The sequence below is a fragment of the Paraburkholderia sp. SIMBA_027 genome (assembly GCF_046535315.1).
Classification (GTDB): Bacteria; Pseudomonadota; Gammaproteobacteria; order Burkholderiales; family Burkholderiaceae; genus Paraburkholderia; species Paraburkholderia tropica.
This window is the reverse complement of the sequence record NZ_JAWRWY010000001.1, coordinates 248206-271471: the sequence shown is the minus strand read 5'-3', so window position 1 is coordinate 271471 and position 23266 is coordinate 248206. Positions and strand designations below refer to the sequence as shown.

Annotated in this window: 6 protein-coding genes; 5 read left to right on the top strand and 1 reads right to left on the bottom strand. The window is 69.8% G+C overall.

From position 1 onward, the window contains the following. The first annotated feature begins 65 nt into the window (after positions 1-65). The 4 genes from SB764_RS01105 to SB764_RS01090 are packed head-to-tail and all read left to right on the top strand — an operon-like array spanning position 66 to position 19951. On the top strand, positions 66-11591 hold the full coding sequence (locus SB764_RS01105) for an amino acid adenylation domain-containing protein (protein ID WP_410862369.1): 11526 nt from the start codon (positions 66-68) through the stop codon (positions 11589-11591). Next, the gene (locus tag SB764_RS01100) at positions 11588-18613 is read left to right on the top strand and encodes an amino acid adenylation domain-containing protein (RefSeq protein ID WP_410862367.1); all 7026 of its coding nucleotides are present in this window, start codon (positions 11588-11590) and stop codon (positions 18611-18613) included. Before SB764_RS01105 ends, SB764_RS01100 begins: the two co-directional genes overlap by 4 nt. 4 nt (positions 18614-18617) lie before the next feature. After that, the gene (locus tag SB764_RS01095; RefSeq protein ID WP_410862365.1) at positions 18618-19640 is read left to right on the top strand and encodes a TauD/TfdA family dioxygenase; all 1023 of its coding nucleotides are present in this window, start codon (positions 18618-18620) and stop codon (positions 19638-19640) included. A 50-nt stretch (positions 19641-19690) separates the two neighbouring features. Continuing rightward, complete coding sequence (locus SB764_RS01090; protein ID WP_110329062.1) at positions 19691-19951, top strand: acyl carrier protein; 261 nt, start codon at positions 19691-19693, stop codon at positions 19949-19951. 47 nt (positions 19952-19998) lie between these two features. Here the strand turns inward: SB764_RS01090 and SB764_RS01085 are convergent, their stop codons facing one another. Beyond that, positions 19999-20799 (bottom strand): AraC family transcriptional regulator, encoded by an 801-nt coding sequence (locus SB764_RS01085; protein WP_161495519.1) that lies wholly within the window; start codon positions 20797-20799, stop codon positions 19999-20001. A 252-nt stretch (positions 20800-21051) separates the two neighbouring features. Here SB764_RS01085 and SB764_RS01080 point away from each other — a divergent pair, with 252 nt between their 5' ends. Beyond that, the gene (locus SB764_RS01080) at positions 21052-23262 is read left to right on the top strand and encodes a TonB-dependent siderophore receptor (RefSeq protein WP_410862597.1); all 2211 of its coding nucleotides are present in this window, start codon (positions 21052-21054) and stop codon (positions 23260-23262) included. Positions 23263-23266 lie beyond the last annotated feature (4 nt).

Sequence of the window (23266 nt, the reverse complement as noted above, 5' to 3'; positions counted from 1 at the left end):
GCCGCTGCCGCCGTGCGCGGCCCGAGCCTCGCGACAGACCCGTGCGGAACCCAAGGAACGAGACGATGCAACCCAACGACGAACTGATGCAGCAAGAGACGCCGAACGCAGCGCTGAACGAAGCGCCGGTCTTCACGGCGCAGGACTGGAAAAGCCGCATTATCAAGGGCCGCGCGTGCGGCGCCGACGTGCAGCCGCCCGCCTGGCTCGACGCCTCGTACGCGACGCTGCGCGAGCAGGTGATGCATCCGGCGTATCCGTGCTTCTTCGGCACGCAGGCCGAGCGGCGCGGCGAAATGTTCTATTCGTTCGTGCACGGCAAGGACATCGCCGATCTGCCGGCCACGATGCAAACCTTCGCGGAACTGGCTTCGCTGCCGCAATACCGCAAGAACAACATCGCCGTGTTTTTCGAGCCCGATGCCGAGCCGCTCTCGCACGACGCGTATCACGAACTCTTCTGGCACGCGCTGCAGCAACTGCACAACGTCGATCCCGATCCGCAGGCCGATCAGCAGCCCGAGCCGTCCGACGAATCGTGGGAGTTCTCGTTCGCGGGCGTGCAGATGTTCGTGGTGTGCGCGTGCCCGTCGTTTTCGCTGCGTCACAGCCGCAATCTCGGGCCGGGCATGGTGCTGCTGTTCCAGCCGCGCAGCGTGTTCGTGGACACCATCACCAACAAGGTGATCGGCCGCGAGGCGCGCAACCAGGTGCGCAAGCGCCTCGAAACGTGGGACGACACGCCCGCGCATCCGGACCTTGGTTTTTACGGCGATCCAGGCAATCTCGAATGGAAGCAGTATTTCCTCGACGACCACAACGTGCGCGCCGCCGATGTCTGCCCGTTCCTCAAGCGCAAGGCGCGCGAGGCGGGCGTGCAGCCGCTCGCGGCGCGGCGCGAGCGCGAGCTTGAATCCGCCACCGAACCTGGGCCCGCCGCCATGACGCCTTCATCGCCTGCATCGCCCGCGCCCGCATCGACGGCGGATTTCGCGGCCATCGCGCGCAACTACGCGAGCCTGCCCGCCGACCGGCGCGCGACGTTCCGCGCGCGTCTGCGCGAGCGCGGGCTGAGCGGCAAGGCGCTGCCGATCGTGCCGCTCGCGGACCGCACGCAGCGCTTCGCGCTGTCGCCCGCGCAGGCGCGCCTCTGGTTCCTCTGGCAACTGAATCCCGACGACGCGGGCTACAACATCGCGGGCGCGCTGCGTCTCGAAGGCGCGCTCGACGTCGACCGATTGCGCGCGGCGCTCGATCATGTGGTCGCGCGGCACGAGGCGCTGCGCACGCATTTCGAGGAACGCGACGGGCAGGTCGAGCAGATTGTCGGCGGCGTGAATTACGCGTGGTCCGAAGTCGATCTGCGCGACGCGTCGACTTCCGATGCGCTCGACCAGCGGCTTCAGTCGCTCTCGCTCGCGCCGTTCGATCTCACGCGCGGCCCGCTGCTGCGCATCGCCTTGCTGCGCGAAGCGGCAACGATCGACGATAGCAACGAAAGCGCGCAGCGCCACGTGCTGCACGTCGCGCTGCATCACATCGTGGCCGATCACGCGTCGGTCAAACTGCTGCTCGACGAATTCGTCGCGGCCTATGGCGAACTGATGGCGGGGCGCACGCCCGCCGCCTCGCCGCTGGCCGTGCAGTACGGCGACTTCGCGGCGTGGCAGCAGGAATGGGCCGACGACGGCGAGCGCGACGCCGCCTTGCACTACTGGACCACGCAACTCGGCGACACGCCTGCCGCGCTCGATCTGCCGGTGACGAAGCCGCGCGGCGGCATTCGCAACGTGCCGGGCGCGCGCGCGAGCGTCGATCTCGACGCGGCCACCGCGCGCGCGCTCAAGTCGCTCGCCGCCGCGCGCCGCACGACCTTGCCGACGCTGCTGCTCGCCGCGTACGCGGTGCTGCTCGCACGCTACACGGGCCAGCAGGATCTGCGCATCGGCATGCCGGTGTCGGGCCGCAATCGCCTGGAAACCGAGCCGCTGATCGGCTTCTTCGTCAACACGCTGGTGATTCGCGCCGATCTGCGCGGCGCGGCGAGCTTCGGCGCGCTGCTCGATCGTCTGCATCAGACCGTGCTCGATGCGCATCGTCACGACAGCCTGCCGTTCGCGCAACTGGTCGAAGTGCTGCAACCCGAGCGCAACGCGGGCCAGACGCCGCTGTTCCAGGTGATGTTCAACCACACGCGCGCGCAGCGCGTGGCATTCGAGGTCGCGGGCCTGCAGGTGAGCGAATTGAGCGCCGATCTGCCGACCGCGCGCTTCGACCTCGTGCTCAACGCAATCGAGCGCGACGACGGCGTGCGCCTCGCGTTCAACTACGCCGCCGATCTGTTCGAGCCGGCCATCGTCGAGCAGATGCTGAATCATCTTGCGCGTCTGCTCGCGCAGGTTGCCAGCGTGATCGAGCAGCCGCTCGCAAGTTTCGCGCTCATGGACGAACGCGTGCGCGAACGCACGCAACCGGACGCCGCCGCGAACGCCGCCGCATTCGAAGCCGTCGGCGCGCGTTTCAGCCGCCGCGCCGCCGCGCAACCGCACGCGCAGGCCGTGCATTGCGAAGGCGAGACGCAGCGTTACGGCGAACTGGAACGCTGGAGCACGCGGATCGCGACGCGTCTGCGCACGCTCGGCGCGCGGGCCGATCAGCGCATCGGCCTGTGCGTGGAGCGCTCGGCCGCGCTGGTCGCGGGCGTGCTCGGCGTGCTGAAGTCGGGCGCGGCCTTCGTGCCGCTCGACCCCGCGTATCCGCTCGAACGCCTCGCCGCGATGCTCGACGACGCCGGAATCGACTGCGTGCTGGCCGATGCGGCGGGCGCGGCGCGTCTGGGCGCGCTGCTGAACGGGCGCGAAACCGTCGACATCGCCTCGCTCGCGAGCGATGCAGACGATGCAAATGATGCAGACGAAAGCGCCCGCGCCACGTCCGCCGCGCCGATCCACCCCGACCAGCTCGCCTACGTGATCTACACCTCGGGCTCGACCGGACGCCCGAAAGGCGTGGCGATCACGCACGGCACGCTCGCGCGTCACCTCGACGATTTCATCGGCACCTACGCGATCGGCGCGCACGACAAGCAACTGCAATCGTCGACGATCAACTTCGACGTCGCGCTGCACGAAATGCTGCCCGCGCTGCTGATGGGCGGCCAGATCGAAATGCGCGGCCCGCAGCTCTGGGACCCCGAAACCACGAGCCATCATCTGATCGAGCAGAAGGTCACGTTCGCGCGCATTCCCACCGCTTACTGGCAGCAATGGCTGCGCGAGCCGCCGCCCGCCGACGCGCTCGCGGCGCTGCGCCAGATCACCGTGGGCGGCGAGGGCCTGCCCGGCGACGCGCTGCGTCAGTGGCGCAGCGGCCCGCTCGGCCATATCCGCCTCGACAACCTTTACGGGCCGACCGAAACCACCATCGCCTGCCTGTATCGCGAGACGCGCGCGCAGGACGAGGCGCAGGCGATCGTGTCGATCGGCGGCCCGTATCCGTCGCGCACCGCGCGCGTGTGCGACGCCGACGGCAACGAAGCGCCGGCCGGCGCGCTCGGCGAACTGTGCGTCGGCGGCGACACGCTCGCGCGTGGCTATCTGGGCCGCGCCGCGCTCACGGCCGAACGCTTCGTGCCCGATCCGCAGGGCGCGCCCGGCAGCCGTCTCTATCGCACCGGCGATCTGTGCCGCCGGCGCCAGGACGGCAGCATCGACTTTCTCGGCCGCCTCGATCAGCAGGTCAAGCTGCGCGGCCATCGCATCGAACTCGGCGAAATCGAAGCCGTGCTGCGCGAAGCGCCGGGCGTCGAAGCGGCCGCCGCCGCATTGCGCGGCGAGGGCGACGCGAAGCGCCTCGTCGGCTACGTGGTGGGCGAGGCCGACGACACGGCCGTGCGCCGTCTGCTGCAAAGCCGTTTGCCGGGCTACATGGTGCCGTCCGCGCTGGTCTGGCTCGACCGCCTGCCGACGATGCAAAACGGCAAGCTCGACCGCGCCGCGCTGCCCGAGCCGGGGCAGGACGCTGCGCGCCGCCGCACCGCGCCGCGCAGCGAGACCGAACGCACGCTGCTGGCGATCTGGCAGACCGTGCTCGGCCGCGACGATCTGGGCGTGACCGACAACTTTTTCGAAATCGGCGGCCATTCGCTGCTGATGATGCAGGTCGCCGCGCGCGTTCGCGAGGCGCTCGCTCGCGCGGTCTCGCTGCGCACGCTGTTTCTGAACCCCGTGCTTGCCGATCTCGCCGCGGAACTCGACGCGGAAAGCGACACGCCGGCGAACGTCGACACGATCGTGCCGCGCGCGCCCGGCACGCCGATCCCGCTGACCGACGGCCAGCAGCGTCTCTGGTTCCTCTGGAAGCTCGATCCGGCGAGCGCCGCCTACACGATCTCGGGCGCGGTGGCGCTGACGGGCGCGCTCGACCGCGCGGCCGTGCGCCGCTCGCTCGATGCGCTGGTCGCGCGTCACGAGACGCTGCGCACGCGCTTCGTGGAGCACGCGGGCGAGGCTTGGCAACACGTCGATGCGGCGGGCAGTTACGACTGGCGCGAAGAGCAGCTTGCTCGCGCCGACGAACTCGACGCGCGTCTGAAGGCGCTCACGCGGCTGCCGTTCGATCTCGAACGCGGCCCGATGCTGCGCGTGACGCTGCTGACGTATCCGCACGCAGAGACGCAACTCGCCGACGAAACCGTGTTGCATTTCGCGATGCCGCACATCGTCTCCGATGCGTGGTCGCAAGGCACGTTGCTGCGCGAATTCGCGCAAGGCTATGCGGCGGCGTTGCGCGGCGCGTCGCCCGCGTTCGCGCCGCTGCCGGTGCAATTCGGCGACTACGCGATCTGGCAGCGCGCGCGTCTCGCCGCACAGGACACGGCGCAGATCGACTACTGGATGCGCGAACTGGGCGGTGAAAGTGGCACGAATGACGCGATCGACACGCAGCCGCTGCTCGCGCTGCCCGTCGATCGCGTGCGCACCGGCCCGCGCGGCACGGCGGGCGCCACGCTGCGCCGCACGCTCGATCCCGCGCTGGCGCAGGCGCTCGACGCCGGCGCGCGCGAGCAGGGCGCGACGCGCTTCATGATGTTGCTGGCCGCGTTCGGCTCGCTGCTGCAAGGCTATGGCGGTCAGCAGGACGTGCGCGTCGGCGTGCCGGTCGCCGGCCGCGATCGGCTGGAAACCGAGCCGCTGATTGGCTTCTTCGTCAACACGCTCGTGATCCGCATGAACACGCCGCGCCACGCTCCGTTCAGCGCGCTGCTCGACGAAGTGCGCACGCGCATGGCGGGCGCGCACGCTCACGCCGGCGTGCCGTTCGCGACGCTCGTCGAGCGTCTGCAACCGCAGCGCAGCGTCGCGCATACGCCGCTGTTCCAGGCGATGTTCAACTACGTCGAGGAAAACGACGCCGCGCACGGCGCGCCGTTCGCGCTGCCGGGCCTCACGGTGCGCACGCTCGCGGGCACGGCGGGGTCGGCGCAGGTCGATCTTGCGCTCGATGTCGCGGCGCAGGGCGGCCACATCCAGCTCGCGCTCACCTATGCGAGCGACGTGTTCGATGCGGCCACCGTCGAGCGCCTGTTCGACAGTTATCTCGGCGTGCTGCAACAGATCGCGAGCGAACGCGAGACGCGTCATCCGGCGCTGCTCGACGCCGCCGAACGCGCGCGTCTGCTCGCGCTCGGACGCAACGCGCGGCGCTTCGCGCAGGCCGCGTGCGCGCATCGGCTGATCGAGCGCCAGGCGGCCACGACGCCGCACGCCGTCGCGCTCCAGTGCGGCGGCGTCACGCTCAGCTACGCCGAACTCGACGCGCGCGCCAACCGGCTCGCGCATCGGCTGCTGACGCTCGGCGTCGCGCCGGAAACGCGCGTCGGCGTGTGCGTCGAGCGCTCGGCCGACATGGTCGCGGCGCTGCTCGCGGTCCACAAGGCGGGCGGCGCGTATGTGCCGCTCGATCCGGCGCTGCCGGCGGCGCGGCGCGCGTTCATGCTCGCCGATAGCGGCGCGCGCGTGCTGATCGCCGATAGCGCACACGCCGACGACTGCGATCCGCAAACGCGTCTTGCGCGCCTCGAACTCGACCGCGCCGATCTCGGCGACGAACCCGCGCATCGTCCGAATGTGGAGATGACGGGCGCGCAACTCGCGTATGTGATCTACACCTCGGGCTCGACGGGCACGCCCAAGGGCGTGATGGTCACGCATGGCGCGCTGGGGCACTTCCTGCTCTCGATGCGCGAGGCGCCGGGCCTCGCCGCCGACGACGTGCTCGTGGCCGTCACGTCGCTCTCATTCGACATCGCCGCGCTCGAACTCTTCCTGCCGCTCACGGTGGGCGCGCGCGTGGTGATCGCGCCGCGCGAGACGGTGCGCGACGGTGCGGCGCTCGCGCGTCTGATCGACACGTCGGGCGCGACGGCGCTGCAATCGACGCCCGCGGGTTGGCGGCTGTTGCGCGCGGGCGGCTGGCCTTCGGCCGCGTGGCGGCAAACATCGACGCAAGCGCAAAACACAGCACCGCGCCGTTTCAAGGCGCTGTGCGGCGGCGAAGCCTTGCAGGCCGATCTCGCGCGCGATCTGCTCGCGCTCGGCGAAGGCATCGAGCTATGGAATCTCTACGGTCCGACCGAAACGACCATCTGGTCGGCGGCGGGCCGCGTGACGGACGCGGCGCCCGTGATCGGCGCGCCCATCGCCGCGACGCAGCTTTACGTGCTCGACGCGAATCTCGATCTCGCGCCTGCGAACGTGGCGGGCGAACTCTATATCGGTGGCGTGGGGCTCGCGCGCGGCTATCAGGGCCGCGCGGGCTTGAGCGCGGCGAGCTTCGTGCCGAATCCGTTCGACACGCCGGGCGCGCGTCTTTATCGCACCGGCGATCTGGCGAAATGGCGCGGCGACGGCAGGCTCGACTATCTGGGCCGCGCCGATCATCAGATGAAGATTCGCGGCTTTCGCATCGAACCCGGCGAGATCGAGGCGCAATTGCTCGCGCAGGAGGCGGTGCGCGAAGCGATCGTCGTGGCGCAGCAGGCGTCGGCGACTGACGAGCGCGATGTGCGTGATGTCCGCCTCGTTGCTTATGTCGCGCCGCACGCACCTGGTGCCGCAGCCGACGATGCCGCCTTCGGCGCTGCACTGCGCGAACGGCTCTCTCGTGCGCTGCCCGATTACATGGTGCCGGCCGCCGTCGTCGTGCTCGAACGGCTGCCGCTGAACAGCAACGGCAAGATCGACCGTCACGCGCTGCCCGCGCCCACGCTCGAAGCGGACGCCGACACCTTCGAGCCGCCGCAAGGCGACATCGAAACGCAACTCGCCGACGTGTGGCAATCGCTGCTCGGCGTCGCGCGTGTGGGCCGCCGCGATCACTTCTTCGCGCTCGGCGGCCAGTCGCTGCTCGCGCTGCGGATGACGGCGGCGCTGCGCGAGGCGTGGCGTATCGACGTGCCCGTGCGCCTGGTGTTCGCCGCGCCCGTGCTCGCCGATCTCGCGCGCGAACTGAGCGCGTTGCGTGGCGACACAAGCGCCAATCGCACGAGCGCGAGCACGAACACGGATACGCACACGCTGCCCGCACGTCCGGCCGACATGGACGCCGCGCCGCTTTCGCCCGCGCAGGCGCGTCTGTGGTTCTTCGCGCGTCTCGATCCGCGCAGCGCGGCCTACAACCTGCCGGGCGCGGTGCGTCTCGAAGGCACGCTCGACCGCGCGGCGGTGCAGGGCGCGCTCGCGGCGCTGGTCGCGCGTCACGAAAGCCTGCGCACGCGTTTCGTGGAAACCGACGGCGAGGCGCTGCAACGCTTCGACGCGCCCGCGCCCGTGCTGTCGGTGCTCGATCTCGCGGATGTGCCGTGCGCGCAGCAGGCCCAGCGTCTCGCCGACACGCTCCAGTCGATCTCGCGCACGCCGTTCGATCTGGGCGCGGGGCCGCTGCTGCGCGTGACCTTGATCCGCCTCGGCGAGCGCGATCACGTGTTGCACGTCCTCACGCATCATCTGATCTCCGACGCCTGGTCGAATCAGCTCCTGCTCGACGAGTTCTCACGCGCCTACGCGGCGCACATTCGCGGCTTGTTGCGCGAATACGAGCCGCTGCCGCGCCAGTACGCCGATTACGCGCTGTGGCAGCGCGACGCGGCGCAAAGCGCGCGCGCCGAAGCCGATCTCGACTTCTGGCGCGTGCGGCTCGCGGGCGAGCACGCCGCGCTCGAACTGCCGTTCGACCGGCGGCCGGGCGCGCGGCGCAGCCAGGCGGGCGGACGCGTCGGCGTCGCGCTTCCGGAGGCGACCGCCGCGGCGGTGCGCACGCTCGCGCGCCGTCACGACACGACCAGCGCGGCCGTGCTGCTGGCGGCGTTCGACCTGCTGCTCGCGCGCTACAGCGGCCAGTACGACATCCGCGTGGGCGTGCCCGTGACGGGACGCGACCGGCTCGACACGCAGCGCATGGTCGGCTTCTTCGTCAACACGCTGGTGGTGCGCAGCGAACTCGACGGCCTCGGCGACGTGAGCGCGCTGGTGCGCCACGTGAGCGAGCGGCTCGTCGAGGCGCAGGCGCATCAGCAGGTGCCGTTCGCGCGCGTGGTCGAGGCGCTGAGCCCCGAGCGCAGCCTTTCGCACACGCCGCTTTTCAGCGTGATGTTCAACTACGACGGCGGCGCGCCGGGCGACGGTTTGCATCTGCCCGGACTGCGCGCGTCGCCGATTGAAACGTCCACGGGCACGGCGCGCTTCGACCTCGTGCTGACCGCGCGCGAAGTGAAGCACACGGCGACGAACACGACGAACGCGACGCCGAACGCATCGAAGAACGCATCGAAGAACAGCACGCTGCTGTCCTTCACCTACGCGCGCGACGTGTTCGACGCGGCGACCGTCGATCGTCTGCTCGCCGATTACGTGACGATGCTCGGCCAGATCGTCGCCGATGCGAACACGCCGCTGGCCGCGTTGCAACTTGCGCCTGTCCGGCCGCAACGCGCAGAACCGTTGCACGCACATCCTTTTTCTCCCGTTGGCGCGCGCATCGCCGAACGGGCGCGCATGCAGCCGCACGCACACGCGCTGCACTGCGAGGGTGAGCACCTGAATTACGGCGAACTCGACGCCTGGTCGGCCCGCATCGCGCGCACCTTGCAGACGCGCGGCGCGGTCGCGGAGCAGCGCGTCGGTCTGTGCCTCACGCGCTCGGTCGGGCTGGTGGCGGCGCTCGTCGGCGTGCTGCGTTCGGGCGCGGCCTTCGTGCCGCTCGATCCGGCCTATCCGCCCGAGCGTCTGCGCACGATGATCGACGAAGCGCAGCTTGCCTGCGTGCTCGCCGACGCCGCGACGCTCGACGCCTGCGGCGCGCTGTTCGCGGGCCGCGACGCGCTCGACATCGCCGCGCTGCGTGACGGCGCGCGCGACGTCATCGCGCCCGAGGCGCACGCGGCGATCCACCCGGATCAGCTTGCCTACGTGATCTACACCTCGGGATCGGCGGGGCGGCCCAAGGGCGTGGCGGTGAGCCACGACGCGCTGAGCCGCCATCTCGACGACTTCATCGCCACGTATGGCATCGACGCGCGCGACACGCAGTTGCAATCGTCGACGATCAATTTCGACGTCGCGCTGCACGAGATGCTGCCCGCGCTGATGCAAGGCGGCCAGGTCGAAATGCGCGGCCCGCAGTTGTGGGACGCGCCCGCGACGAGCCGCCATCTGAAAGAGGGCCGCGTGAGCTTCGCGCGCATTCCGACGGCCTACTGGCAGCAATGGCTGCGCACGCCGCCGCCGCGCGAGGATCTGGCCGCGCTGCGCCAGATCACCGTGGGCGGCGAGGGCTTGCCCGGCGACGCGCTCGCGCAATGGCAGGCGGGTCCGCTCGCGCACATCCGTCTCGACAACCTCTACGGTCCGACCGAAACCACGGTCGCGTGCATGTATCGCGAAACGCGCGCGGAGGACAGCGCGCAGACCATCGTGTCGATCGGCGAGCCGTATGCGTCGCGCTGCGTCTACGTGATGGACCGCGACGGCAACGAGCTGCCGCCGGGCGCGCTGGGCGAGCTGTGTATCGGCGGGCTCACGCTCGCGCGCGGCTATCTCGGGCGGCCCGGTCTCACGGCGGCGAGCTTCGTGCCCGATCCGCAGCGGCCCGGCGCGCGTCTGTATCGCAGCGGCGATCTGTGCCGACGCCGCGCGGACGGCAGCATCGACTTCCTCGGCCGTCTCGATCAGCAGGTGAAGCTGCGCGGTTTCCGCATCGAGCCGGGCGAGATCGAGGCGGTGCTGCGCGAGGCGCCGGGCGTCACGGCGAGCGCCGTGGCGCTGCACGGCGAGGGCGACGCGAAGCGGCTGGTCGGTTATGTCGTCGGCGATGCTGACGAAGCCGACGACGGCGCGCTGCGCCGCGTGCTCGAAAGCCGGCTGCCCGCGTACATGGTGCCGTCGGCGCTGGTGCGGCTCGAACGCCTGCCGCTGATGCAGAACGGCAAGCTCGACCGTGCGGCGCTGCCCGCGCCGCAGGCGGGCGCATCGGCGGCGCGCGTGGCGCCGCGCACGTCGCTCGAAGCGCGTCTGCTCGCGCTGTGGCAGGAGGTGCTGCCGCAAGGCGAATTCGGCGTCACCGACGACTTCTTCGCGGCGGGCGGTCATTCGCTGCTCGCGCTCAAACTGCTGGCGCGCGCACGCGATCTGGATTTGCCGGGCCTCACGCTCGAAGCGCTGTTCCAGCACGCGACGGTGCGCGCGCTGGCCGCGCATATCGAATCGGCGACGACCGACGCGCACGGTGCGCCGCGTGCGTCGAATATCGTCGCGCTGTCGCCGTGCAGCGACCTGCCGCGCGTGTTCGCGCTGCATGCCGCGTCGGGTCTCGTCGCCGACTACCGGCCGCTCGCCGAAGCGCTCGACGGCGTGGCCAGCGTGCATGGCGTGCAGGCGCCGTTCCACACCGAAAGCTGGTGGCCCGGCGATCTCGCGCAACTGGCCGCCGATTACGCGGCGCGCATCCGCAGCGTGCAGCCGCACGGGCCGTATCGGCTGATCGGCTGGTCGGTCGGCGGGCTGCTCGCCGCCGAGGTGGCGCGCGCGCTCGTCGCGGACGGCGCGCAGGTGGCCTTCGTCGGCCTGATCGACGCCTACGTGCCGCACGCCGACGACGCCGCGCCCGACGACGCCTTTATCAGCGCCGACACCGCGCAGAACTGGCACGCGAGCGACGCCGAACTGCGCACGCTGCTCGACGGCGCACGCCGCCGCTGGCCGCTGCCGGACACACTCGACGACGATCCGCAGACGCGCGCGCTGCTCGGCAAGGTGCTGCTGTTCCAGCGCCATCTGGGCCATATCGCGCGCGTGCAGCCCGCGTCCCGCGCGCCGGTCGATCTGACGCTCTGGTGGTCCGGGCGCGCGCCGCATCGTCCGGCGGCCGAGTCCGCCGCGATGTGGCAGGCGCGCGTGGCGGGCCGCGTCACGCAGGCCGGTTCGATCGACGCGGATCACCAGGGCATCGTGCGGCACCGCGACCTGTTCGAGGCGCTCGCGCGCGAACTGCGCGCGAGCCTCGCGCAAGCCGCCTGGCTGGAGGCAACGCGATGAACGCCGCGCAACACATTGTGTTTCCCCACGGCATCGACACCGACGCCGTGCCCGCGCACGGACTCGCGGCGCGCCTGCGCGCGCTCGCGCAACAGCGGCCCGAGGCCACGGCGCTGATCGTCGTCGACGCCGACGGCGACACGCGCTACGACTACGCGCAACTCGACCGCCGCGCGCGGGCGCTGGCGGCGCGTTTCGCGCGCGACGGCGCGGCGGCCGAGCGCGCGCTGATCCTGATGGAAAGCGGCGTCGATTACGTGAGCGCGTTCTTCGGTTGTCTGTACGCGGGCGTCGTGGCCGTACCGGTCTATCCGCCGGAGTCGAAGCGCGAACAGCATCTCGCGCGTCTGCGCGGCATCGCGCGCGATGCGGGCGTGCGCTACGTGCTGACGACCGCCGCGCTGCACGAGCGCCACGCCGACGCCTGGTCGATGCTCGCGCCGGGCGCGGACGTGGTGGCTGTCGATACGTTAGACGCGCGCGATACGCCGTCCGATGCGCCGCTGCATCCCGTGCGCGCGGACGATCTCGCGTTTCTCCAGTACACCTCGGGATCGACGGGATCGCCGAAGGGCGTGATGGTGAGCCACGGCAATCTGCTCGCCAACGAGATCGCGATCCAGGCGGGACTCGGCGTGCGCCCCGACGACGTGTTCGTCAGCTGGCTGCCGCTGTATCACGACATGGGGCTGATCGGCAGCCTGTTGCAGCCGGTGTTCAGCGGCATTCCGCTCGTGCTGATGTCGCCGCAATACTTTCTGGAGCGGCCGTTGCGCTGGCTCGACGCCATCGCGCGCCATCGCGGCACGATCTCGGGCGCGCCGGATTTCGCCTATCGGCTGTGCGCGGAACGCATCAACGACGAGACGCGCGCGAAGCTCGATCTGTCGAGCTGGCGGCTCGCGTTTTCGGGCTCGGAACCGGTGCGGCGCGACACGCTCGACGACTTCGTCGCGCGCTTCGCGCCGGCGGGTTTCGCCGCCGCCGCGCTCTATCCGTGCTATGGGCTTGCCGAGGCGACGCTGTTCGTCACCGGTGGCGTGCGCGGCGCGGGACTCGTCTCGCACGCGTTCAGCAGCGCGGCGCTTTCGGCGGGACGCGCCGAGGCGGCGCGCGCGGACGAAGCGGCCACCGTGCTGGTCGGCTGCGGCGCGGTGCAGGCCGGACATCGCGTGGCGATCGTGGCGCGCGCGGCGGCTGAATCGCATGAAGCGGATGTCGAGACAGAAACGTCGCGCGCGGGCGAACGGCTCGCGGATGGCCGCATCGGCGAAATTCACGTGAGCGGCCCGAGCGTTGCGCACGGCTACTGGCAGCGCGCCGACGCGAGCGCGCAGGCGTTCGTCGACGCCCCGCGCCACCCCGACGGCAGCGGCCCGGCGCGCTGGCTGCGCACGGGCGATCTGGGTTTCGTGCACGACGGACAGCTGTATATCGCCGGACGCGTGAAGGATCTCGTGATCGTGCGCGGACGCAATCTCTATCCGCAGGACATCGAGCAGGCCGTGGAGGCGCATGCCGAGTTCGCGCGCAAGGGCCGCGTGATCGCGTTCGGCGCGACGCTCGGCGGCGGCGAGACGCTGGGTCTCGCGCTCGAAATCGCGCCGCGCATGAAAAAGCGCTTCGCGGCCGCGCAGATCGTCGAAACCTTGCGCCGCATCGCGTTCGATGCGTGCGGCGAGACGCCCGCCGCGATCGCGCTGCTCAATCCGGGCGCGTTGCCGAAAACGTCGAGCGGCAAGCTCCAGCGCGCCGCGACGCGCGAAGGCTGGCGCGCACGCACGCTCGACCTCTACGCGCTCTGGGAGCAGGGCGCGTTCGTGATCGGCGGCGACGACGATGCGGCGCGCGCGCCCGACACACCGGCCGCGCTCGATGCACGCGAAAGCGCGCTGGCCGCGCTCTGGTGCGAGGCGCTCGACGCGCGTCTCGCGCTCGCGCCCGATGCGCATTTCTTCGCGAGCGGCGGCAGTTCGCTGAGCGCGGCACGGCTCGTTGCGCTGATCGGCGCGCGGCTGGGCCGCCGCGTCGCGCTCGCGCAGATCTTCGAAACGCCGACGCTCGCGGCGATGGCCGCGGCGCTTGCGGAACCTGAATCGGTTGAAGAGGCGCAGGACGACGCGCAAGACGAGGCGCAGGACAACGCGCCGATCGAACCCGCCGAAGAGGCCGTGATTTCGCATGCGCAGCAGCGTCAGTTGTTCGCGTGGCGGCTCGATCCCGCGAGCCGCGCGTATCACGTCGCGGCGGGCATCCGGCTCGACGGCGCGCTCGATCGCGATGCCTTGCGCCAGAGCCTCGATCGCCTGTGCGAGCGTCACGCGGCGCTGCGCACGCATTTCGTCGAAACCGGCGACGCCGCGCACCTTTACGCGCCGCGCACCGAAGCCGCCGCGCCGCTTGCGTGGGCGCATGTCGATTTGAGCGATCTCGGCGATATCGGCGAATACGACCTTGAGCGCGCGCTCCGCGAATGCGCGCAACGTTTCGCCGACGCGCCGTTCGACCTGCTGCGCGGGCCGCTGCTGCGCGCGGGACTCGTGCGCATGAGCGACGAACGTCACGTGCTGATGCTCGCGCTGCATCACATCGCCACGGATGGCTGGTCGATGCAGTTGCTGGTCGAGGAACTCGTCGACGGTTATCGTGCCGCGCTTGATGGCGCAACGACGCATGGGGAAGCGCAAGCAAAAGCAAAAACACGCATCACCTACGCCGATTACGCCGCGTGGCAACGCCGCTGGCTCGCGAGCGACGCGGCGGCGCGGCAACTCGCGTACTGGCGCGCGGCGCTGGCCGACGACGCACCGCCGCTCGCGCTGCCCTACGACCACACCGCCACCGATACCGCAAGCGAAAACGCCGATCCGCGCGCCGCCGCGCGCGTCGCGTTCGCGCTGCCTGCGCCGCTCGCGCAGGCGGTGCGCGCGGCGGCGGCCCGGCATCGCGCGACGCCGTTCGTCGTGCTGCTCGCCGCGTATCACGCGTGGCTTTATCGCGTGACCGGGCAGCGCGCAATCCGCACCGGCGTGCCGGTCGCGAACCGCACGCGGCCCGAGACGCACGACGTGATCGGCTTCTTCGTCAACACGCTCGTGCTGCACAGCGACTGCGAGGCCGTGACGCCGCTCGCGAGTCTGTTCTCGCAGCTGCGCCAGCGCACGCTCGACGCGCAGGCGAACCAGGCGCTGCCGTTCGACGTGCTGGTCGAGCATCTGCGGCCCGCGCGCGACGCGCAGCACGGTCCGCTGTTCGAGACCAGTTTCAATTACCTGAGCGACGATTACCCGGCGCTCGCGCGTTGGCCGGGGGCGCGCGCCGAGCGCGTCGAGATCGCGGAGACGCACGTGAAGGTGCCGCTCGCGCTCGACCTGCGCGAAAGCCGCGACGGCTCGATGCGCGCTTACTTCACCTACGCGAGCGCGCGCTTCGACGCGGCCAGCGTCGAGCGCATGGCCGCGCAGTATCTGCGCGCGGTGGAAGCGTTCGCGCACGCACTCGGCGATCGAAGCGCCGACATGACGGATGCCGCCGCGCCGACGCTGGCCACGCTCGATCTGCTCGATGCCGACGAACGCGCGCGCGTGAGCGCCGCAAGCGTCGCGCGGCGCACGCCGCCGGGCGAGCCGATTCATCTGCGCGTCGCGCGGCATGCGGACACGCAACCGGATGCGCCGGCCGTCATCGATGGCGCGCTGCGCATGAGCTACGCGGAACTCGACGCGCGCGCGGCGCACGTCGCGCAATGGCTGCTCGCGCGCGATCTTCAGGGCGGCGAGCCGGTCGCGATCGTCGCGCATCGCTCGGCGCGCTTTGTCGTGGCGATGCTCGGCGTGCTCAAGGCGGGCGGCGCGTATGTGGCGCTCGACGCGGGCAATCCGCCGCAACGCCTCGCGCAGACGCTGCGCGATTGCGGCGCGCGTTTCGTGCTGTGCGAGGACGATTGCTCCGCGCTCGACCTCATGGGCGTGCAGCACGCGCGCATCGACGCGGCGCAAGAAGAAGCACAGCGAGAGCAACACCTTCGCGCGCCCCATGCATTGCCCGCCGTCGATCCGCGCAGCGCCGCCTACGTGATCTACACGTCGGGATCGAGCGGCGCGCCCAAGGGCGTGGTGATCGCGCACGGCGCACTGACGAACTATGTCGATGCCGTGCTCGCGCGGCTCGATCCGCCGCCGCGCGCGCGCTTCGCGATGGTCTCGACCATCGGCGCCGATCTCGGCCATACGGTGCTGTTCGGCGCGCTCGCCTCGGGCGGCGCGCTGCATCTGATCGATCGCGACACCACGCTCGACGCCGACCGTTTCGCGCAGACGCTGGCGGCCGCGCGCATCGACGTGCTCAAGATCGTGCCGGGCCATCTGCACGCGCTGCTGCAAGCCGAACGCGCCGCCGACGCGCTGCCCGCGCATACGCTTGTGCTCGGCGGCGAGGCGACCTCGTGGGAACTGCTCGACACGATCGCGGCGCTGCGGCCCGGCTGCCGCGTCCACAATCACTATGGCCCGACCGAGACGACGGTCGGCATTCTCACGCAGCCTGCCGCTCAGGCGTGCCGCGCGGCGGCGACCTTGCCGCTGGGCCGTCCGCTCGACAACAACGAAACCTGGCTGCTCGACGAGCATCTGAATCCGGTCGGCACGGGCGAGACCGGCGAGCTGTATCTGGGCGGCGCGGGCGTGGCGCTCGGCTATCTGCACCAGCCCGCGCTGACGGCCGCGCGCTTCGTGCCGCATCCGTTCGCGGCGGGCGCGCGGCTGTATCGCAGCGGCGATCGCGCGCGGCGTCTCGCCGACGGCAGCCTCGAATATCTCGGCCGTATCGACGATCAGGTGAAGATTCGCGGCTATCGCGTGGAGCCCGGCGAGATCGCGGCGCGCCTGAAGGCGCTCGACGGCGTGCGCGATGCGGCGGTGATCGTGGTGGCGGGCGCGCGTCTGGCCGCGTTCGCGACGCCGCAGCCCGGCGCGTCGCTCGACGCGGCGGCGCTCAAGCGCGCGCTGGCCGCGCTGTTGCCCGACTACATGGTGCCGTCGGTGTTGCGGGTGATCGACGCGCTGCCGCTGAATCGCAACGGCAAGCTCGATCGTCAGGCGCTGAGCGCGCTCGCGCGTCCGGCCGCGCCGCATCGCGAGGCCGCGCGTGCGGCGCCGCAGGGCGAGACCGAAACGGCGCTCGCGCAATGCTGGGCCGCGCTGCTGGAGCCGTCGAATGGGACGGATAGCGCTGCGGATAACGCAGCGGACAACGCAACGGACAACGCAACGGACAACGCAACGGACAACGCAACGGACAACGCAACGGACAACGCAACGGACAACGCAGCCGCCGCGTCATCGCTGTCGATCGCGCGCGACGACAGCTTCTTCGCGCTCGGCGGCCATTCGCTGGCGGCGATGCGGCTCGCGTCGCGCGTGCGTTCGCGCTGGGCGGTCGAATTGCCGTTGCGCGAGATCTTCGCGTCGCCGACGCTGGCCGCGCTCGCCGCGCGCATCGATGCATTGCGAGTGGAATCGGATCGTGCTTCGAATCAGGCGTCGAACAAGGCCGAATCCGCCACGCCGCTTCACGCGCTTGCGGACCGCAGCGCCTTGCCGCTTTCGCTGATGCAGCAGCGCATCTGGGTCGTCGATCAACTCGCGGACCGCGCGCTCGCGTCGTACAACATGACGGCGGGGCTCGATCTGCGCGGCCCGCTCGACGCGGCGCGGCTGCAACGCAGCCTGGCCGCCTTGATCGCGCGTCACGAGGTGCTGCGCTCGGCCTTCGACGCCGACGACGAGGGCGATCCGGTGCTCAAGATCGCGCCGCGCATGGAGGTGTTGATGCCGGTGATCGAGCCGCTCGCGCATCCGGACAACGACGCGAACAGCCACACAAACAGCCACACAAACAGCGACGAGAACGCGCGGACCCAAGCCATCGCCCAGGCGCTCGACGACGCCGCGCGCACGCCGTTCGATCTGTCTCGCGCGCCGCTCGTGCGCGCGACGCTGCTGCGTTTCGATGCCGCGCATCACGTGCTGATCGTGTCGCTGCATCACATCGTCGCCGATGGAGCGTCGGTGCATATCCTGCTCGACGAACTGTGCGAGCTCTACCGCGCGCAACGCGACGGCGCGCCGCCCGCGCTCGCGCCGCTGGCCGTGCAGTACGCCGATTACGCACACTGGCAGCGCGCGCGTTTCACGCCCGACGCGGTGCGCGAGGCGCAGCAGTTCTGGCGCGGCTATCTCGCCGATGCGCCGGCGCTGCTGCCGCTGCCGACCGATCGCGCGCGGCCCGCGCGGGTGTCGCACGCGGGCGCGGCGCGCCATTTCCGGCTCGACGCGACGCTCGGCGCACGCGTGCGCACGCTCGCGCAGGCGCACGGCATGACGCCGTTCGCCGTGCTGCTCGCGAGCTTCCAGTGGTTCCTGCATCGCCACACGGGCGCGGACGATCTGGTGATCGGCACCGATGTCGACGGACGCGAGCGCGCCGAGCTGGAAGCGCTGATCGGCTTCTTCGTCAACGTCGTGCCGCTGCGCTCGCGCATCGCCGCCGACGGCGCGAATCTCGCGAGCTTCGACGCGTGGCTCGACGCCGCCAGACAGTCGACGTGGGACGCGCTCGATCATCGCGCGCTGCCGTTCGACCGCATCGTCGACGCGCTCGCGCTCAAGCGTCGCCGCGACGCCAATCCGCTCGTGCAGGTGCTGTTCGTGCTGCGCGACCTGCCGCGCGGCAACACGCGCGTGCCGGGACTCGCGGTCGAGTTGCTGCGCCCGCCGACGACGCAGTCGAAATTCGACATGGCGCTGTTCGTCGAAGCCGTGGACGGCGGCTACGACATCGAATGGGTCTACGCGAGCGCGCTGTTCGACGCCGCGACCATCGAGCGCGCGTTCGACGCGTGGCGCGCGACGCTCGACGCGGTGAGCGCCGATCCGCGCGCGCCGCTTGCATCGTCCTTGTCTACCTCGCCGTTATCCGCGGACGTCGCGCACGACGCCCGCAGCCCAGAACGAGAGTGCTGAAATCATGAACGCATCGCTATTTCCCGACGCCGCCATCGAGGCTTCCCTGCTCGACGCCACCCACGCCACCCACGCCATGCCGCTGGTGCTGACGCCGCGCGCGCCGCTCGATCCCACGCACGACGCGCGCGCGTGGGTCCGCACGCATCGCGAGGCGCTCGAAGCCGCGCTGCTGCGCCACGGCGCGGTGCTGTTCCGCGACTTCGGCCTCGCCGATCCCGCCGCCTTCGAGGCGTTCGCGGAAACCATCTCGCCGGGACTGTACGGCGAATACGGCGACCTGCCGAAGAAGGAGGGCGGGCGCAACACCTACCGCTCCACGCCGTATCCCGAGAAGCAGATGATCCTGTTTCACAACGAAAGCGCGCATCAGCCGCACTGGCCGCGCCGCCAGTTCTTCTTCTGCGAACAGCCGTCGCCGGTCGGCGGCGCGACGCCCATCGTCGATTGCCGCGCGATGCTGCGGGTGCTGCCCGAGGCTCTCGTCGAGGCGTTCGAACGCCGGCAGATCATGTACGTGCGCACCTTCACGCGCGGACTCGACGTGCCGTGGCGCGAGTTTTTCCACACCGACGATCGCCGCGAAGTGGAGACGCGCTGCGAGGCCGCGGGGGTGCAATACGAATGGCTCGCCAACGACGAATTGCAGACGCGCACCGTTTGCCCGGCCGTGATCGCGCATCCGCGCACGGGCGAGCGTGCGTTCTTCAACCAGGTGCAACTGCATCACGTGAGTTGTCTCGACGAGGACGTGCGGCTCGATCTGCTCGAATTCGCGGGCGCGAAACGCATGCCGCGCCAGGCGTATTTCGGCGACGGCGGCGAGATCGGCGACGAGGCGATGGCCGCCATCGGCGCGGCCTACGAGCGCTGCGCGGTGCGCTTCGCGTGGCGCAAGGGCGACGCGATCATGCTCGACAACATGCTGGTCGCGCACGCACGCGATCCGTTCAGCGGGCCGCGCAAGATCGTCGTGGCGATGAGCGAACTCGTCGCGCGCGCGGACGTGCTGGCGGCGACGGTCTGACATGCGGGCGCGCCGCGCGCGCCTTTTTTCATCACTCAGGATTCACCGCTATGCAAACCCAGGCAACTTCACTGGCTCAGCCGCTCGACGCCGACGTGCGCGAGCTGTTCGCGACGCTGCTCGACCTCGCGCCGCACGAGATCGGCGACGATCAGGACTTCTTCGAACTGGGCGGCGATTCGCTGCTCGTCATCAAGCTGGTGGCGCGCATCCGCCGCAAGCTCGGCGTGGAGCTGGCGCCGGGCGACGTGTTCGATCACCCGAGCGTGGCGTCGCTGAGCGCGTTGCTGGCGGCGCGGCAGGGCGCGTGAGCTTGCGTCGCTTGTCGTGTCGCGTTTCGTGCCGCTCATTGCGCCGCTTACTGCGCCGCTTGCGGGGGTTGCGCCGCGCCCGCTTCCAGCCCGCCGCGATTGCGCAGGAAGCGCTGCGGCGTCTCGCCCATCGCGCGCCGGAACATGGTGATGAACGCGCTGGAATTGCTGTAACCCAGCTCGGTCGCGATGGTCGACACCGCCATGCCCTTGGCGAGCCGCGAGATCGACTCGACGAGACGCAGCCGCTGACGCCACTGGCCGAAGGTCAGGCCGGTTTCGTCCTTGAAGGCGCGTTCGAGCGTGCTTTCGCTCGCGCCCACGCGCATGCCCCAGTCGTTGAGCGGCGTGTTGTCGGCGGGCGCGTCCATCAACTGGCCGCAGATCTGTTGCAGTCGGCGATCCTTCGGCAGCGGCAGCAGGCCTTCGGTGGCGAGTTGCGCCTCGCGCATTTCCTGGAGCAGCAGCGGGTCGATCAGCGCGGAGCGGCGCTCGGCCTGGCCGTTCTGCTGATCGAGCACGAGCGCCGCCACCAGTTCGTGCAGCAGCGACGAAATCATCAGCACGTGGCAGCGCGGTTCGTCGCGCGGCGCGACATCGACTTCGAAATAGACCGTGTACATCACCGTCGGGCTGACCGCCTGCAACTCGTGCGCGACGAGCGGCGCGATCCACAGCCCGCGGTACGGGCCGAGCGTCCACGCGCCGTCGGGCGTGATGACGCGCAGCACGCCGCGCGTCGTGTAGACGAATTGCGGCTGCGTATGCGAGTGCCAGCTCTCGCTATCGCCGGTTTCGAAGTCATAGCGTTTGGCAATGACTGGACGCTTGAGGTATCGCCGCTGCATACCGTTAAAACGTTGCCAGATCTCGGTCATTTTGTGAGTCAACGAAAAAAGTATGGCAAAACCGTCAAATATCGACGGCTTCGCGCAGCTATTTGACAGGACGACGGCGAAGCACAGCCCGTATTCTATCCTCCGCGTGCCGCATACGAATGACAATAGTAATGAGTCGCATTTGTATTGAGGCTAATCTTAAATTTTTGAACAGGGCGCAAGGGCATGAATCGGGGATGGGGCGGGGAGTCATTGAACCACATGGATAACGGCGTGGGCGACGCGGGAACGGGCAAGGCGAAGCGCATCAGGCTGCGCACCATGACGGCGGTCGTGGCGCTGGCGATCGCGAAAATCGCCAGTGCGCAGACGGCCGCGCCGGTGGCGGCATCGGATGCCGCGGCCGCGCAGCCGGTCCAGGGCGGCCAGCAGCTGCCGGCCGTGGTCGTGAAGGGCACGGCCAGCACGGAAACGGCCACCGGTCCGGTGGTCGGCTATGTGGCCAAGCGCAGCGAGGCGGGCACCAAGACCGACACGCCGATCATCAAGGTGCCGCAGGCGATCTCGGTCGTCACGCGCGACCAGATGGACGTGCAGGGCGCGCAGAGCGTGGCGCAGGCGCTGCGCTACACCTCGGGCATCAACCCCGAACAGCGCGGCACCAACACCGACTCGCTCGAATATCTCTATGCGCGCGGCTTTCTCGTCGACGAGTTCTGGAACGGGCTGCGCACGCCCGGCCCGAGCGGCGGCTTCGGCTACAACGTGACGAGTTTCGATCCGTACATGTTCGAGCGCATCGAACTGCTGCACGGTCCGGCGTCGGTGCTGTACGGCCAGGGCTCGCCGGGCGGCACGGTCAATCTCGTCAGCAAGATGCCGACCGACACGCCGTACCACGAAGTCGGCATGCAGACCGGCAGCTATGGCCGCGTGCAGGGCTTCTTCGATTTCAGCGGTCCCGTGGACAAGGCCGGCAGCGTGCTCTACCGCGTCACGGCCGACGGCTACAACACCGGCACGCAGACCGACTACGTGAACCAGCAGCGCTTCTCGATTGCGCCGACCATCGAGTTCCGCCCGAGCCGCGACACCACGTTCACGGTCTTCGCGAACTACCAGTCGGATCCGGAAGCGGGCATCTACAACTCGGTGCCGCGCACGTGGACGAGCCGCAGCGAATACCCGGGCGAGCCGACGTGGGACAGCTTCCGCAAGACCCAGGAGTCGATCGGCTATCAGCTGGAGCACCGTTTCAACGACACGTGGTCGTTCAAGCAGAGCTATCGCTTCCTGCACAACAGCGAGACGATCCAGTACGTCGCCAACGACGGCTTCAAGAGCGGCACCGACACGCTGTCGCGCGACGCCTACCTGAACCGCGGCATGGTGAATTCGCATACCGTGGATAACCAGTTGAACGCGAAGTTCAACACGGGCGCGCTCAAGCACAACGTCACGTTCGGCCTCGACTACCAGAACATCCAGTTCAACCACTATTTCTTCGGTGGCGCGGCGCCGGGTCTGGAAGCGAGCAACCCGCTTTACGGTCAGACGATCCCGTATCCGACCACGATGTTCGCGACCTCGACCGCCACCTCGATCAAGCAGCTCGGCGTGTACGCGCAGGATCAGATCGACATCGGCAAGTGGTCGTTCCTGTTCGGCGTGCGCGAGGACTGGGCCAACGAGGATCAGACCTCGTACAAGACCGGCGCGACGACCGAGCAGTTCAACCGCGCCTTCACGTGGCGCGCGGGCGGCGTGTACCAGTTCGACAACGGCGTGGCGCCGTACTTCAGCTACTCCCGCTCGTTCCAGCCGCAGGTCGGCACCTCGTATAGCGGCGAGGCGTTCGCGCCGCTCACGGCCGAGCAGTACGAAGTGGGCGTGAAGCTCCAGCCGAAGGGCTATAACAGCTTCGTCACGGTGTCGGCGTTCCATATCACGCAGAACAACGTCGCGACCACCGATCCGTTGCACACGAGCTTCAGCGTGCTGACGGGCCAGGTGCGCTCGCAGGGCTTCGAGGTGGAAGGCCACGCGAGCCTGACCAACAACCTGCAGCTGATCGCGAGCTACACCTACACGAACCTGCTCAATACCAAGAGCAATACGTCGAATCTCGACAAGGTGCCGGTCGGCATTCCGCGCAACACCGCTTCGCTGTGGGCCGATTACACGGTCTCGGCGGGACCGCTCGCGGGCCTGCTGTTCGGCGGCGGCGTGCGCTACATCGGCGGCTCGTATGGCGATACGGCGAACAGTTTCATGACGTCGTCGGCGACGCTGGTCGATCTCTCGCTGCGCTACGACCTCGGCCGCCGCTTCTCCAGCCTGCAAGGCTGGACGACGTGGATCAACGTGTCGAACCTGCTCGATCGCAAGTACTTCGCCTCGTGCACGAGCGCGAACTACTGCTACTGGGGCCAGGGCCGGCTGTTGCTGGCAGGAGCGAAATATCAGTGGTAATTCA